Raw genomic sequence first — 13442 nt, 5'->3', positions numbered from 1 at the left:
TTGCGAAGTCCTTGAAGCCATGGGACAGTGATAAGCACTATTCCATTGAAGAATATTTGTGTGCGCTCGTTGTCGTCCTGATACGGTTACTCATCAGAGGAATGACTCTTATCACCTTCGTCGATCTACCCTCGTGACCGTCGAGTCGCGATCATGGCAGCAACTTCCACACTCAAGGATTTGTGATATGAACGCGCTTTTTTGCAACATTTTCCGTTGGTCGTTATGCATTCAAGCACCGCGTCGTGATGGCACCTCTGACACGCATGCGTACCGACACGGGCAATGTCCCATGTGACTTGATGGTCGAGTACTACAAGCAGCGGGCGACGCCGGGTGGATTGTTGATATCAGCTGCCACAGCTGTTTCCCCGTTAGGGATTGCTTATGTCGGAGCGCCTGGTATTTATAGAGAGGCGCAAGTGCTCGGTTGGCGACGGGTCACAGATGCCGTCCACGAGAATGGCGGTCGTATCTTCTTGCAATTGTGGCTCGCAGGTCGGCAAGCGCATCCAGCGAACACCGGCGGTGTAACGCCTATCGCTCCCTCCGCGATTCAGGCGTTTGAACACGCGGCTATTCTCAACGAAAATGGTGACGTGATCGAAGCAGCTCAGGTGATGCCACGCGCACTAGCTACTGCTGAAATCGCTTCCGTGATTGAGACGTTCCGCCACGGTGCTGAACTGGCAAAGCGCGCTGGATTCGACGGTGTTGAACTGTACACCGCGAATGGCTATTTACCGGATCAGTTTTTACAGGATGGCTCAAACCATCGAACCGATAGCTATGGCGGTTCCTTGGAGAACAGGGCGCGCTTTTTATTTGAGGTGATCGATGCCATCAATACCGTTTGGGGATGCCGATCAGATCGCGGTCCGCTTGTCACCAGGGAGTTCTTACGGCACGATGGCCGATAGTGACGCACGTGGCACGTTCATCTATGTGACGGCACGTTTAAATGGCTATGGATTGGCCTATCTACACGTGGTTGAGCCACGTGTTCGCGGTAACGACGATGTTACGGCAAGTGCCGGAGCACTCTCGGCGGCACAACTGCGTCGTGTATACAAGGGACCGATCATCGCTGCAGGCGGTTTTACCGCCGACAGTGCAAGTCACATTATTAACGAGGGCAGCGCCGATCTTGTCGCATTTGGCCGTTTATTCATATCGAATCCAGACCTCCCCGAGCGCTTGCGAGTAGGCGCACCGCTGAGTCACTACGATCGATCGACATTCTACGGCGGTGACGCGAAGGGGTATATCGATTACCCTTCGTATTCGGCAACGGAAGCGGCTTAAGGTAGTGACCTGACGAAAGCTGACAAGACGCCAGCCACGTGTGGATACACCCCGACGCCTGGCTGGCGTCTTTGCGCTTGTTTATTAAACACAAACGTGACACAAGGAGTGGCTGGCATGGACCGAATGGCCGCGATGGAAACTTACATCAGTGTCGTGGAAGCCGGCTCGTTTTCAGCGGCAGCAAAGCGACTCAAAATGGGCCAGCCTGCGGTGTCAAAGTCAGTGGCACAGCTGGAAGAGCGCCTCGGCGTACGTCTTTTGCTGCGATCGACACGCGGCCTAACCGCGACTGACGCGGGGCAGCGATTCTACGAGCACGCCAAGCGCGCACTCGAAGAGGTTGAGGCCGCCGAGCAAGTCGTGCGTGACTCATCGACTAGTCTCGCCGGTGTTTTGCGCGTGGGCATGGCGGTGACGTTCGCGCGCCTCCACATCCTGCCGTCACTCAAGGTGTTCATGGCACGACATCCCGATCTTCAGATTGATGTCGTCATGGATGATCGTACCATCGATCTTTTAGGGCAGGGCATTGATGTGGCGCTGCGCATGGGTAATCTGGACGATTCAACGATGACGGCAAAACGCCTTGCGCGCAGCCGCCGAGTCGTCGTTGGGACGCCCGCGTATTTTGCGAAGACGGGTGTCCCGAAGATGCCCGCAGATCTTAGCCAGCACCAGGCGATCGTTTATTCTCTACAAGGCGGTGGTGAGTCCTGGGCATTTAGCCAAAACGGCAAAGAGGTTGCAGTGGTCGTCGGAGGGCGAGTGAGTGTCAGCGCGGCCGAGGGTGTTCGTGCCGTCGTGCTCGGGGACTTAGGACTCGCCGTCGCATCCGAGTGGATGTTTTCCGATCAGCTGGCTGATGGGCATGTTCGCACAGTTCTCGACGATTGGGAGTTGCCAGCGATCGATTTATGGGCAGTGTTTCCGTCGGGCCGGCTAGTGAGTGCCAAAGCCCGCGCTTTTATTGCGTTCGTTGAAGAAATCATGGGTGCCGGTATCGATACCAGCACCCATCATTCGTCAGAAAGCCAGCTTGCCGATTGACGCTCCGCCGTCGACATACAGGGTTTGCCCCGTCATAAATGCCGCTTCTTCGGATAGCAAAAACGCGATCGTTGCGGCAATTTCGTCAGGCTTACCAAACCGGCCCATCGGTACGGCACTTAGATAGCGCTTTTCCCCGTCGCTTCCAGGTGGGCTGTTAGCGCGAAATAATTCCGTTTCAGTCGGTCCGGGTGACACGGCATTAACGGTGATACCGGTCTGCGCCAGTTCCAGCGCCCATGACCGCGCAAAACTGACCAATGCCGCTTTGGCAGCCGCGTAGGCGGTACGCTGTGCGATACCTAAGACCGTTAGGCTCGAAATATTGACGACTCGTCCCCAGCCTCGCGCGCGCATGCCAGGTAACAAGGCTTGGACTGCCTGCACAGCAGGATGCAGATTCAGTGCGAAGACGTCATCCATATCGTCTAGCGCAATGTCGCCCAGTCGCTGTGGTTTTACAAGCCCGACGTTATTAACGACGCCGTCGAATTCGTAGCGCGCGAGTAGGTCGCGCAACGCGGCATCCGTTGCGATGCGGTCCGACAGATCGACCTGCACCAATTCGCCAGGAAAATCGGACATCGCACGCGCGAGTCCCACGACCTGATGCCCGCTGTGCAAAAGCCGCTCGGTGAGCGCCAGTCCAATCCCCTTGGTCGCGCCGGTGACCAAAAAAGTACGCTGTGTCATTGCCATTTCTCCAATAAAAACGCCGCGCCACGGGCAGCGGGGCAGCGAGCGCGACGGCTTACGCCTTCGCAGTGGCCTTTTTCAGAACCGGGAACATGTCCGACGGGTCAGGGCGGCGCGTATAGTCGGGATTCACTTCTGAGTACAGTACCACACGGTCTTGTCCGATCACATAGCGCCCCGGCATCGGTAGCGTCCAGAGCGGGTCATTGTTGAATGCTGGCAGATCGTTCTTAAGGTTTTTGTACAGATCAACCAGATAGTCCGGCAGTGCAAAACGCAAGCCAAAATCCGCACCCGTTTGCCCATTGACGTCGCTCAAGACCGGGAAATCCAGCTCGTTAGTGCGTACGGCTTTACGGCTATTGACCGGCGTTTGCGGCGAGATTGCGACAACGTTGGCGCCGTATGCCTGAATCTGCGGCAACACCTCGTTTATCGCCTGCAGTTCGATGTTGCAGTACGGACACCAGACACCGCGGTAGAACGTGACGACCAACGGACCTTTCTTCAGCATCTCCACCGATGACACTTCGTTGCCATCCTGGTCCTTCAGCGTAAAGGACGGTGCAATATCGCCGGCTTTGATGGCACGTCCCGCTTGACCGCTGGCAATCAATTCTGCCGTCGCGCGCTCCATGATCGGATGAATTTCGGGCGGTGCAAAATAGGGTGCCTTACCGCCTTTGAAATCGGCTTTGAATGCGTCGAGCTTATCTTGTAATGACATGTCGGTTCTCAGTGAAGAATTGGGAGGTGTCTATTCAGGGAGTCCAAGCCGCTACGTCATGCAACTGCCGAGCGCGCAACTTCAGCCGCGGTGATGCCTTCGAGCGCCAGGCCATAGCCGATGCCTTCCTCGATCACACGGCGAAGTCGCTGTGTCAGGCCGATCCGTGTGTACTTCGTCGTGAGATACGGTTGCTTAGCGATGGTTTCGGCCAGGGTCCGCGCGCGGGTCAGCAAGTCGCCGGCAGCAACGACTTCATTGACCACACCGAGCGACTTCGCCTCCAGAGCATCGATTTTCTGTTGCGTCAGAACGAAATACCGACCGCGAATGCTGCCAAGCACTTCCGGCCAGAGCAGATGGACCCCGTCGTTCGGCGCGATACCGAAAGCTGCATGGGGCATATCCTGAAAAACTGTTTCCGGTATCGCAAGGACGATATCGCATAGCAGCACATACTCGGAGTGCAGCAGCACAGGACCATTGAGTGCCGCTATCATCGGCACTTCGATATCGAGGATATTCATCAATATCTTGCGACCCTCGCGGAAGATCTTGTCGTAACCGCGCGGCGTGAAGAAATCAAAACCTTCGGGCGAGATCGAATCCATGAAAGCATCGCCGCTGCCCGTCAGAATGACGACGCGGTTCTCCGGGTCCTCGCCGATTTGATGAAACATATCCGTGAACTGCTCATGGGTGTGACCGTTGAAGACGAGCTTGTCGCCGTTCGTGTGAAACTTCACCTCAAGCACGCCCGAGTCCGAGCGTGTCATTGAAGCGTTCGAGTAAGCGTCTTTGTATTTGGCAAAAGTGGACATTGCAGCGCCTGATATTTAATGATGGAACGGGACGTGAGGGAGAGCCGATGCAACTCTCCGCGGTAAGACTTAAGCTGCGACCATGGTCGGCTTGGTCCACTCGTTGCCTGCCATAAAGCCGTCGAGTTCGGTGTGTACGATATGGTTCGTGTAATTGCTCATCACCTTGGTGGCGACACCGAGGATCACCTCGAGGACGTTTTGGCGCGTGTAGCCAGCGGCCAAGAAGGCGTCAATGTCTGCGTCTGGTACAAAGCCGCGTTCGCGTACCACAAGCGTGGTGAAGCGATGTAGTGCTTCCAATTTGGCATCGGGCAAGGCAGTACCAGTGCGCAGTGCGGCGATAACATCTGCATCCATCTTGATCATCTTCGCCAGCGTGCTGTGGCCTGCCATACAATAATGGCAGTTGTTCTCGAAGTTTGACGTCAGATATACCACTTGCTGTTCATGCGCCGTCAGCGAGCTCTTCGAGAACAGATCCCACAGCGTGGCGTAACCCTCCAGTAGTGCTGGTGACTCGGCCATATTGGCTTGAAGATTCGGCACAAAGCCGAAAGCCGCTTTGGTTTTTTCGAGTACGGCCTTGGATGCTGCCGGTGCGGTGTCGATCGTGTAGGTGTTGAAGGTCGTCATTTGTTTGCTCTCTGTTGTGTGTGTCAGTGAGCAAATGATCGCGGCGAACGGCATCTCGAGGTAGACCGCTACCGGACATAACACCCATTCCTGAAAAGCATAAAGTGTGGGAGCTATCGAGTCGGTCTGTGAGAAGACATGCGCGTTTGTAGACGCTGTGGATTATTGCGGCATTTTTGACGAAGCCACTGCGTAGTAGAAGCTCAGCAACGGAACACCAGTGTTTTCGTCAACGCTGATGGCCAGCGACGGCTGCACTAGAACAGTCGCGACGGTATAGATAGTGACTTTGGCTGCGGGGAAGATTTCCACGCAACTCAACAATCCGGTCATGCTTCTGTACGATGGCCGTTACTTGATACCAAGCAGTCGGTCAGAAGCGCGACCCCAGATGACCGCTCTGGCCGAACCTGGGACGATCAGAATGAAGGAACCGACTTCCGTAGCTCGGCCTGAACGGTCATTCCTTATAATTTATAGGATGTCCGCTTACCGTATGGTTACCGCCGCTCGTCGGACCTCGGGATAGGATTCAGCTTCGCGCCGTATGAAAGGTGATCGCATAGCCATCAGGATCGCTGGCAACGAAGAAGCGCCCGAAGGGGCCGTCAGCGAGAGGGCTAAGGATGACACCGCCTCGTTCGACAATGAGCTGGTGCAGCGCGTCGCCGTCAGGGCAGGCAATCCAGAGCGTCATGCCAACACCAAGTGCGCCTGATTCCGGAAGCGGGCGCAGAGGCTCTCTCAGTGCCAAAGCGATCGGTTCGGTCTTAAATATGACCGCTCCCGGAGGACAATGCGTCGACACTTCGAATCCGAAGATTTCGACGTAGAAGTTGCGTGATGCAGCGAGGTCGCGCACCTGTAAGGCAATGAAGTCGGGGCCGATCGGCGTTGTCATTTTCAATCCGGTAAAGTAATATCAGTGTGCTGATATTAATGTAAGGATGCTGATATGTCAAAGGAAAAGACCGCGCCTCGAACCGGGGGCGACTGGATAGGCTACAACCTGAAGATTACGCAACATCGATTGAGACAACGCCTGGATGCTGAACTTGGTCAGTTGGGCATCACCGCACCTCAGAACGCAGTCTTACTTGCGGTCGCTAACAATCCCCGAATTTCGAATGCCGAGTTGGCGCGTGCGGCGTTCGTGACGCCGCAGACCATGCAAGCAATCCTCGTCAATCTGGAGCGAGGAGGCTTGATCGTGAGAAGCCCGCATCCAGAGCATGGCCGAGTCATCATGTCCGAGCTGACAACAAATGGGAAGAGGGCGGTCGCCGATGGCGCGAAAGCTGCCGATGCGGTGGAGCGTCAGATGCTTTCGGGGCTTTCGGCTGAGGAGGCCCAGATTCTTTGCGACCTGCTCAAACGCTGTGCCGCTGCCCTGGCGGACGCCCCGTCCAGCTAATAGTGAACACGGCACGAATGTAGCGGCACAATCGCATATGTCCGCTTTGGACGTCGCTACCAACGTTCGCTGGATTTTCGGCTACGGCCGAAACAGAGACGACCGCCGACCATAACGGACATAGCGGCAAGGCTGGTGAATATCCGCTCGGCCCGCTGAGAACGGACGGCGAAAGGAATGAACTTTATGCTGTCTTCACAATTTGCAAAATGATAATGCTACCGAAAGTGGCGGTCACTTTAGATATAAGGGTAGGCGCTGCTAACGCGAATGCATACCTACTCCGTCCCGTGTAGGTGGGCACGTACGTCCTCTTCCATTTTGCTCAAACCGCACTCTCGTCCGATTGCAATCGCGTCGTCTAATGACTCTCCTTGTTCCCACATAGCGCGTACCGCAAAAAGCGCCCCGACGCGATTGCCTGAAGCGCAATGCACGAGAATCGGCAGATTTTCTGAGTCGCTCACAATCTCGTTGAGTGCGCGAGCCGCCGCCCGCGTCAAATCCTGTACAGTTGCGATAGGTATAGAGAAATACCGTAGACCGGCCGACGCCACTTCTTCACTCTCGTTAAAGCCAACTTGTTCCGTAGCGGGGCGCAAGTTCAGGATGGCCTTGAACCCTTTGGACCTTGCCTGCCCGAAGAAAGCAATAGGAGGTTGGCCGCTGATTGCGACATCTAGTTTTGGCCGTTTTAAACCAGGAACCTCTGTTGTCATATTCCACTCCTATCACAGATGCTTGTTGCGATATCAGTATTGCGGTTGCGATAGCAGCGCAGTACTGAATGTGAACTACGGTGCGATATGCGGCAAAGCATCGGTTAACTGCCGGCGTTTATGCGTCAAGGGCCATCGTTTGCCTTTCAGGACAATGTTCCAGTACAGCCAAGGCAGGAAGCGACGCTTGAGCCACCAGAAAAATCTACGTGGCGAACGAGGGTCCACCGGGAAGGTCGGTGTGACCACGCCGTCATAGCAGAATTCGGCCAACATTACGCGTCCGGCAGAGGTCGTCAGCGGACACGAAGCATAACCGTCATAGGTCATGGACGTGCCGCGCCCGCGTAGCGCCGTCATCAAATTGGTCGCCACGACCGGTATCTGGTTCTTCACTGCCGCCGCCGTCTTGCTGTTCGGCGTACATGTGCAGTCGCCAATGCCATAGATATTGGCAAAACGAACGTGCCTCAGCGTGCTTTTATCCACTTCCACCCAGCCCGCCGCGTCCGCTAACGGGCTTTCCTTGATGAACTTTGGTGCACTTTGCGGCGGTACCACATGCAACATATCAAAGCGCGTGGAGACGACTGATTTTTCCCCTTCCTTTGTTATCTCGAAATAAGCGGTTTTGTTCGGGCCGTCGACTTTGACAAGCTTTTGCCCGAAACAAGGCTTGGCGCCATAGTCGGCCATCACCTGGTCCAATGCCTTCGAGAAAAACAGCACGCCAAACATAGACGGTCCCGGTGTGCAGAATTGAATATCTGCTGTCACATGGTGTTTGCGGAAATAGTCTGCAGCCAGATAGAGGATCTTCTGCGGAGCGCCCGCGCATTTAATCGGCATGGGCGGTTGCGTGAAGATGGCCGTACCGCCCTTGAATCGCCTGACGCACTCCCAGGTGTAAGGCGCAAGATCGAAGCGGTAGTTACTCGTGACATCGTTCTGCCCGAGTGTCTCGGTCAGCCCTTCAATCGCATCCCAGTCGAGCTGAATGCCGGCGGCCACGACGAGATACTTATAGTTCACCCGCGCGCCGCCGTCCAAAACGACGGCGTTGCGCTCAGGCTCAAACCCTGTGACCTCCGAGGCAATAAGGTCGATACCCGTTGGCACACAATCGCGCATCCGGCGACGCGTATCGTTGATTGCAAATTGCCCACCGCCCACTAAGGTCCAGGCTGGCTGGTAATAGTGGTACTCGGCCGGGTCGATGATGACGATGTCGAGCGATGGCTCCATTTTCTTCAAACGGGCGGCCGCGCCGATGCCTCCAGCGCCTCCGCCAACCACCACCACCGCATAAGACTTACGCACGTCCAGGTCCGAGGCCACGACTTTTCTCCGTTGACAAGGTGCGGTTCGAATATTATATTCGAATTTAGATATAAGCATATATAGAAAAGTAATAAAGTATGTCGAGCGAGGTTCTCCCGTGCTTTTCCGCCAATCGTTCGATATCACTTCGAGTACGTACACGTATGTTCTTGCCTCTCGGGCCGGTGGCGAAGCAGTCATCATCGATCCGGTCAAAGAGCAACTGGAACAATATCTACGTTTGATCCATGAGCTTGATCTTCGCTTGGTGCATGCGATCGATACGCACACCCATGCTGACCACATTACGGCATTGGGCGATTTACGTGATGTGGCCCACTGCACGACCGTCATGGGCGCTTTATCCAAAGCAAGCTGTGTATCGGAGCACGTCAACGAGGGGGATCTCATTAAGGTCGACGGTCTGGTGTTGCAATCGCTCTATATCCCTGGGCACACCGACGAATCGTTTAGCTTCGTATCGGATCTGGGGGGCACTCGAAGCAGTTTTCACAGGCGACGCCCTGCTCATCCGGGGCTGTGGGCGCACCGATTTTCAAGGAGGGGATGCCCATTGTTCATGGGACTCCATCGTGAATAAGCTCTTCTTGCTAGGCGACGACACCGTCCTTTATCCCGGCCACGACTACAAAAGGTGGACCGCCCCAGGTATTGGTGAGGAGCGGCGGTTCGATCGCCGCCTTGCAGGGAAGACAGACGCCGAGTATGTCGCGAACATAGAATCGCTGAATTTGCCTAATCCCAAAATGATGGACGTTGCCTTGCCTGCAAATCTGGCTCTCTGCAATGATTTTTTCCGTGGCCGCGTATATGCTGTATCACGCCTGGAGCGCACGATGAAACATCTCCTACTTCACCGGGCACAAAGCGTAGCGACCGCATTGATCGTTTGTGGGCTGTCTTGGTGCACCAGTGCATCGGCAGCGCAAACGATGAGCATCGCACCGCCCACAGTGGCGCATATGCAAGAGGCATTGCGGCGTAACCTCGGCCAGTCACTGACCGTGTCGAGCGTGAGTACCACGCCTTTGTCCGGGCTCTATGAAGTCGACGTCGACAAGCAGATTATCTACACCGACAGCGCGGCAAATTACCTGCTCGTCGGCCAGATGATAGAGGCTCGCACGCACAAGAATTTAACTGTGGCCCGGCTTGAAAAAGAAAACCATATCGATTTCGACGCGTTTCCCCTTGGCAACGCTATCAAGACGATCCATGGTCAAGGACGGCGCAAGATCGCCATTTTTGCGGACCCGTATTGCCCCTATTGCAAGAAGCTCGAACAAACCCTGCAGGGTCTTGATGATGTCACGATCTACACTTTTTTAGTCCCTATCCTGGCACCGGACTCCAAGCCAATGTCCGAGGCAATCTGGTGCTCAAGGGACAGCAACGCCGCATGGAACGCGTGGATGCTATTGGGCAAAAAACCTTCGTCAGCGAGCGCCTGCAGCGATTTACCAGTGGAAGCAAATCTGGCACTCGCCAAACGCCTAAGGATTACAGGCACGCCAACCATCGTCTACGGAAACGGTGCGCAACAGGTAGGTGCCCTATCCTTGTCGGCACTTAATGAAGGATTGAACGCAAAATGACAAAACCCGCCGCGAGCCCCATAGACATTTCCGCATTACCCGATTTCGGCAAAGTGCAATTTCCGGTCGACGCCTCATATGTTCCCGATGCCGGCGCCTCTTACAAAGTCGTGTTTTCGATATCTGGCGCATCACAAGATGACAAGGCACCGCATAGCGCTCTACAACGAGTTGCACGCGCGGTGAACCTTTACTGCATGTCCGGCGTTCCGCTCGATCACCTGGAATTTTCGGCAGTCATCCACGGTGCAGCGACAACTTGCATTCTTGCAGACATTGCGTATCAACGGCGCCATGGCATCGCGAATCCTAATGCAAAAATAATAGATGCCTTATTAGCAGTCGGCGTCGAGCTAACCGTTTGTGCACAAGCGTTCCATGGAAACAACATCCCTGCTGACGAACGAAGGAGCGGCGTCACCCTCGCTTTGGCGGCACTCACTGCTTTGCCGATCCTGCAGCAGGAGGGATACAGTCTGATGAACCTCTAGCCGGTCTCGCGATATTACGGTGGAACTCGACTATCTGGCGATCGAAAGACCATGAGCGCAGCTTGTTGCAAATAACGTTATCAAATATAACCACTTTAAATAAGATTAAACATCATGCATTTCAAACGACCGGTAGTGGCCCTGTTCTTGATAACCATGACGGGCACGGTCATGGCACAAACACCGCCAACACTGCACGTTTATGGACCGGGTGGGCCTGCTCCGGCAATGAAGGAAGCGGCGGCAGCGTTCCTCAAGAAGACCGCCATTAACGTTGATGTCACGGCGGGTCCCACCGGTCAGTGGATCGAGAGCGCAAAAGGCGACGCTGATGTGATCTTCAGCGGATCGGAAACCATGATGTCCGATTTTGTGACTAGTTTGCCGGATCAATTGACACCCCAGTCACCGCAGCCTTTGTACTTGCGCCCCATGGCAATGCTCGTTCGACCAGGCAACCCTCATCATATCCAGGGGTTTGCGGATCTGCTAAAACCCGGCGTCAAAGTCTTGGTCGTCAATGGCGCTGGTCAGAATGGCGTATGGGAAGATGTGGCTGGGCGCACCGGTGACATCCAGGCCGTGAAGATGCTAAGGCAGAACATCGTCTCGTATGCAGGCAATAGCGCGGTCGCCTGCAAGACGTGGATCGATCAACCCGATATTGATGTCTGGCTGATTTGGAACATCTGGCAAGTGGCAAATCCAAAGTTAGCGGATGTTGTTCCTATTGAAGCGCGCTATGCCATCTATCGTGACGCTGGCGTTGCAGTCACAAAACGTGGGACTGCAAACCCGGCATCCGCGCAATTCGTGGATTTCTTGAAGTCGCCTGACGGCGCGAAGATTTTTGCACATTGGGGCTGGCTCACGAAAGCTCCGCAAAATCATGAGCTGGGGGGGTAAGTGAGGAGAATCGTACTTAAAGGCGTCATTTCTTAAGTTGGAGATGGACGTCTTTCAGCGCAATATACGTTACGGATCGATCATTGTTCCACCGTCGTATGTTGCGGCGAAAAGATAAATCCCGCACTGTTTGCTGATGCTTGAAACGAGAGAGTGGTGCTCCCGACCTCCTCCCACTTTGCAAGCAAATCCGTCGATGTAGTTGGTCATTCTGTTGGCCGGGCGATTGCCATGCTGTTCGCCCATGCTTATCCCGCGTACGTCCGCAGGATATTCAATATCGAAGGAAACTTTACCTTGGGCGATGCGTTCTGGTCAGCATCTTTAGGATGGATGTGCCAACGCGAAGCTGGCGCCATACATATGACCAGGCCGCGGGCTTTGGCCGATTGCGCCATATAGTTTTTCCAATGAGCGACATGCTCAGCCGGCACTTTTTCAAGAAGATACGCGGCGGGCAGGATATCTGTAATGATGAGCACGTGATATGGCGTGCAGCGATCTTGCTAAGAACGTGAACTAAATAAGGTTGATGGTTACTCAATCTCATCTACTGTCCGTTTTTAGGAGAACGCAAAATGGATATCGCAAGAAATGCGCTTTCGAGCCTATGGCAATGGGTAACCTACGACACCTCGCGCGCTGATGAAGTACGTCCTGATCCTGAAAAAAACGTGCATCGAAGCGATGTGCCCAATCTACCGGATGAGCTTATTATTAATATCGCATCTTTCCTTCCGAAAGATGATTTACTTAATATAACCTCGACAAGCCAGCGATTTCATACTGAAGTATTGTTGCAGCGTCAATCTATTCTTATGATCCAAGATTTTTATGCGAGAGCCGCGGAATCATATGGGGATTTGGGGCATCGGATCCCATCACTCTTAGCAGATCTGAAACGTGGCCAAAACGTTGCGATTAACGCCATGCGCGCTGTCAACGTTTCAGCGATGCGGCCTTCGATACTACGTGATTTGCTGGTGACAGTACCCGTGACCGTGTTGGAAACAACGGTTCCCGGATTTTTTAAAAACGAGCTGACGTTACGATCAGTGTGTCTGAGATTCAACCGTCCTTAATACAAAAGGTGCTAAATACGTTGTTCTGGTCCGCACCGGTGGTTGCGGCTAAACGGGACGATCCGGTATTTTATCACCCGAACTCTGATAAAGATACGGTTGCTGAATTTGATGCTGATGCTGTTTGTAATCTGATTACCCAGCAGGAGAGCATGATAAATGTGCCTCCTGAATCCTTATCCGATGCACTCTCCTTGATGGACCTTGCAGTGGCACGGTGGGCTGTACGCCAGACTTTCGATGATTGTCGCGTGTCTCCTTGCGATCTGTTAAAGATGACAGATAAAGCGCTTTGGCCCGCAATGCTCGACTCGCTGCTGGCGGTACCTATACAAGTTGAGTATTTGCAAAGCGAAATCGGGCTATTCGCTAAAGAATATGATGGATCAGGCGGTCGTATCTCCGACAAGGTCAAGATTCATGTCGCAGGTTGGTTTATGGACCAAGGAAATTATAATAGTGATCAAATTCAGGATGCGATGCTTCGCCGATTTCATCGGGGTGACCACTGGTGGGAGAAATAATAACTTTAAAAATTATGCATTATTTTGCTTGAACAAATTTTTGCCGGACGTTGATAGGTGCTGTGGCCCTTACCGAGAACCGACCGTCACATCCGTATTTCAAATTTTTTGCAGCTACGCCCGCTTGGCGTCGCA

At 54.1% G+C, this 13442-nt stretch carries 18 protein-coding genes and 1 pseudogene; 11 read left to right on the top strand and 8 right to left on the bottom strand.

Features of this window, described 5'->3' with window-relative positions:
• Positions 1–248 precede the first annotated feature (248 nt).
• The 3 genes from WM40_RS32410 to WM40_RS04340 all read left to right on the top strand — a co-directional run bounded on the left by WM40_RS32410 (position 249) and on the right by WM40_RS04340 (position 2355).
• Positions 249–920 (top strand): oxidoreductase, encoded by a 672-nt coding sequence (locus WM40_RS32410; RefSeq protein WP_051504393.1) that lies wholly within the window; start codon positions 249–251, stop codon positions 918–920.
• Positions 910–1305, top strand: a complete 396-nt coding sequence (locus WM40_RS32405) for an oxidoreductase (RefSeq protein ID WP_413783794.1) — start codon at positions 910–912, stop codon at positions 1303–1305. Before WM40_RS32410 ends, WM40_RS32405 begins: the two co-directional genes overlap by 11 nt.
• A gap of 117 nt (positions 1306–1422) precedes the next feature.
• Positions 1423–2355 carry a LysR family transcriptional regulator gene (locus tag WM40_RS04340; RefSeq protein WP_046152315.1) on the top strand — a complete coding sequence of 311 codons (933 nt, stop codon included), beginning with the start codon at positions 1423–1425 and terminating at the stop codon, positions 2353–2355.
• Here WM40_RS04340 and WM40_RS04335 read toward each other — a convergent pair.
• From WM40_RS04335 to WM40_RS04315, 6 genes are all read right to left on the bottom strand, one after another.
• Positions 2332–3048 (bottom strand): SDR family oxidoreductase, encoded by a 717-nt coding sequence (locus tag WM40_RS04335; protein ID WP_024903503.1) that lies wholly within the window; start codon positions 3046–3048, stop codon positions 2332–2334. The two genes, WM40_RS04340 and WM40_RS04335, sit on opposite strands and share 24 nt — an antisense overlap.
• 58 nt (positions 3049–3106) lie before the next feature.
• Entirely contained in the window at positions 3107–3778 is a 672-nt protein-coding gene (locus WM40_RS04330; RefSeq protein WP_024903502.1) for a peroxiredoxin-like family protein, read from the bottom strand.
• Between the two features lie 56 nt (positions 3779–3834).
• Positions 3835–4554: an enoyl-CoA hydratase/isomerase family protein gene (locus tag WM40_RS04325; RefSeq protein ID WP_236693382.1), complete on the bottom strand. Its 720-nt coding sequence runs from the start codon at positions 4552–4554 to the stop codon at positions 3835–3837.
• Between the two features lie 114 nt (positions 4555–4668).
• Positions 4669–5235: a carboxymuconolactone decarboxylase family protein gene (locus tag WM40_RS04320; protein ID WP_024903500.1), complete on the bottom strand. Its 567-nt coding sequence runs from the start codon at positions 5233–5235 to the stop codon at positions 4669–4671.
• Positions 5236–5397: 162 nt separating this feature from the next.
• Positions 5398–5568, bottom strand: coding sequence for a hypothetical protein (locus tag WM40_RS31145; RefSeq protein WP_157685021.1), 171 nt, complete (start codon positions 5566–5568; stop codon positions 5398–5400).
• A gap of 199 nt (positions 5569–5767) precedes the next feature.
• The gene (locus WM40_RS04315; protein WP_024903499.1) at positions 5768–6136 is read right to left on the bottom strand and encodes a VOC family protein; all 369 of its coding nucleotides are present in this window, start codon (positions 6134–6136) and stop codon (positions 5768–5770) included.
• A 54-nt stretch (positions 6137–6190) separates the two neighbouring features.
• Between WM40_RS04315 and WM40_RS04310 the strand changes: the two genes are divergently transcribed.
• Entirely contained in the window at positions 6191–6649 is a 459-nt protein-coding gene (locus tag WM40_RS04310) for a MarR family winged helix-turn-helix transcriptional regulator (RefSeq protein WP_024903498.1), read from the top strand.
• Positions 6650–6927: 278 nt separating this feature from the next.
• On the opposite strand, the gene WM40_RS27670 is transcribed toward WM40_RS04310, so the two are convergent.
• On the bottom strand, positions 6928–7368 hold the full coding sequence (locus WM40_RS27670; RefSeq protein WP_024903497.1) for a protein tyrosine phosphatase family protein: 441 nt from the start codon (positions 7366–7368) through the stop codon (positions 6928–6930).
• A 75-nt stretch (positions 7369–7443) separates the two neighbouring features.
• Complete coding sequence (locus WM40_RS04300) at positions 7444–8706, bottom strand: NAD(P)/FAD-dependent oxidoreductase (RefSeq protein WP_046152250.1); 1263 nt, start codon at positions 8704–8706, stop codon at positions 7444–7446.
• Between the two features lie 100 nt (positions 8707–8806).
• Here WM40_RS04300 and WM40_RS04295 point away from each other — a divergent pair, with 100 nt between their 5' ends.
• From WM40_RS04295 to WM40_RS29900, 7 genes and pseudogenes are all read left to right on the top strand, one after another.
• On the top strand, positions 8807–9289 hold the full coding sequence (locus tag WM40_RS04295) for an MBL fold metallo-hydrolase (RefSeq protein ID WP_236693381.1): 483 nt from the start codon (positions 8807–8809) through the stop codon (positions 9287–9289).
• A gap of 7 nt (positions 9290–9296) precedes the next feature.
• Complete coding sequence (locus tag WM40_RS31140) at positions 9297–10304, top strand: thioredoxin fold domain-containing protein (protein ID WP_236693380.1); 1008 nt, start codon at positions 9297–9299, stop codon at positions 10302–10304.
• Complete coding sequence (locus WM40_RS04285) at positions 10301–10795, top strand: DsrE family protein (protein ID WP_052738164.1); 495 nt, start codon at positions 10301–10303, stop codon at positions 10793–10795. The genes WM40_RS31140 and WM40_RS04285 overlap by 4 nt, the downstream gene beginning before the upstream one ends.
• A gap of 114 nt (positions 10796–10909) precedes the next feature.
• Complete coding sequence (locus WM40_RS04280; protein WP_046152248.1) at positions 10910–11701, top strand: substrate-binding domain-containing protein; 792 nt, start codon at positions 10910–10912, stop codon at positions 11699–11701.
• Between the two features lie 189 nt (positions 11702–11890).
• A pseudogene (locus tag WM40_RS31135) lies at positions 11891–12061 on the top strand (alpha/beta fold hydrolase); the annotation flags it as partial.
• A gap of 218 nt (positions 12062–12279) precedes the next feature.
• Positions 12280–12783 (top strand): F-box protein, encoded by a 504-nt coding sequence (locus WM40_RS04270; RefSeq protein ID WP_046152247.1) that lies wholly within the window; start codon positions 12280–12282, stop codon positions 12781–12783.
• A gap of 20 nt (positions 12784–12803) precedes the next feature.
• On the top strand, positions 12804–13307 hold the full coding sequence (locus WM40_RS29900) for a hypothetical protein (RefSeq protein ID WP_236693379.1): 504 nt from the start codon (positions 12804–12806) through the stop codon (positions 13305–13307).
• Positions 13308–13442: the final 135 nt, after the last annotated feature.

This window comes from Robbsia andropogonis (assembly GCF_000970345.1).
GTDB classification, from domain to species: domain Bacteria; phylum Pseudomonadota; class Gammaproteobacteria; order Burkholderiales; family Burkholderiaceae; genus Robbsia; species Robbsia andropogonis.
The sequence above is the reverse complement of the archived record's forward strand: the minus strand, read 5'-3'. Positions and strand labels throughout refer to the sequence as shown.

Excerpts from the sequence above, each read along its gene's own strand:
- WM40_RS32410 (WP_051504393.1), top strand. The coding sequence starts at position 249 with ATGGCACCTCTGACACGCATGCGTACCGACACGGGCAATGTCCCATGT.
- WM40_RS32405 (WP_413783794.1), top strand. The coding sequence starts at position 910 with ATGGCCGATAGTGACGCACGTGGCACGTTCATCTATGTGACGGCACGT.
- WM40_RS04340 (WP_046152315.1), top strand. The coding sequence starts at position 1,423 with ATGGACCGAATGGCCGCGATGGAAACTTACATCAGTGTCGTGGAAGCC.
- WM40_RS04335 (WP_024903503.1), bottom strand. The coding sequence starts at position 3,048 with ATGACACAGCGTACTTTTTTGGTCACCGGCGCGACCAAGGGGATTGGA.
- WM40_RS04330 (WP_024903502.1), bottom strand. The coding sequence starts at position 3,778 with ATGTCATTACAAGATAAGCTCGACGCATTCAAAGCCGATTTCAAAGGC.
- WM40_RS04325 (WP_236693382.1), bottom strand. The coding sequence starts at position 4,554 with ATGACACGCTCGGACTCGGGCGTGCTTGAGGTGAAGTTTCACACGAAC.
- WM40_RS04320 (WP_024903500.1), bottom strand. The coding sequence starts at position 5,235 with ATGACGACCTTCAACACCTACACGATCGACACCGCACCGGCAGCATCC.
- WM40_RS31145 (WP_157685021.1), bottom strand. The coding sequence starts at position 5,568 with ATGACCGGATTGTTGAGTTGCGTGGAAATCTTCCCCGCAGCCAAAGTC.
- WM40_RS04315 (WP_024903499.1), bottom strand. The coding sequence starts at position 6,136 with ATGACAACGCCGATCGGCCCCGACTTCATTGCCTTACAGGTGCGCGAC.
- WM40_RS04310 (WP_024903498.1), top strand. The coding sequence starts at position 6,191 with ATGTCAAAGGAAAAGACCGCGCCTCGAACCGGGGGCGACTGGATAGGC.
- WM40_RS27670 (WP_024903497.1), bottom strand. The coding sequence starts at position 7,368 with ATGACAACAGAGGTTCCTGGTTTAAAACGGCCAAAACTAGATGTCGCA.
- WM40_RS04285 (WP_052738164.1), top strand. The coding sequence starts at position 10,301 with ATGACAAAACCCGCCGCGAGCCCCATAGACATTTCCGCATTACCCGAT.
- WM40_RS04280 (WP_046152248.1), top strand. The coding sequence starts at position 10,910 with ATGCATTTCAAACGACCGGTAGTGGCCCTGTTCTTGATAACCATGACG.
- WM40_RS04270 (WP_046152247.1), top strand. The coding sequence starts at position 12,280 with ATGGATATCGCAAGAAATGCGCTTTCGAGCCTATGGCAATGGGTAACC.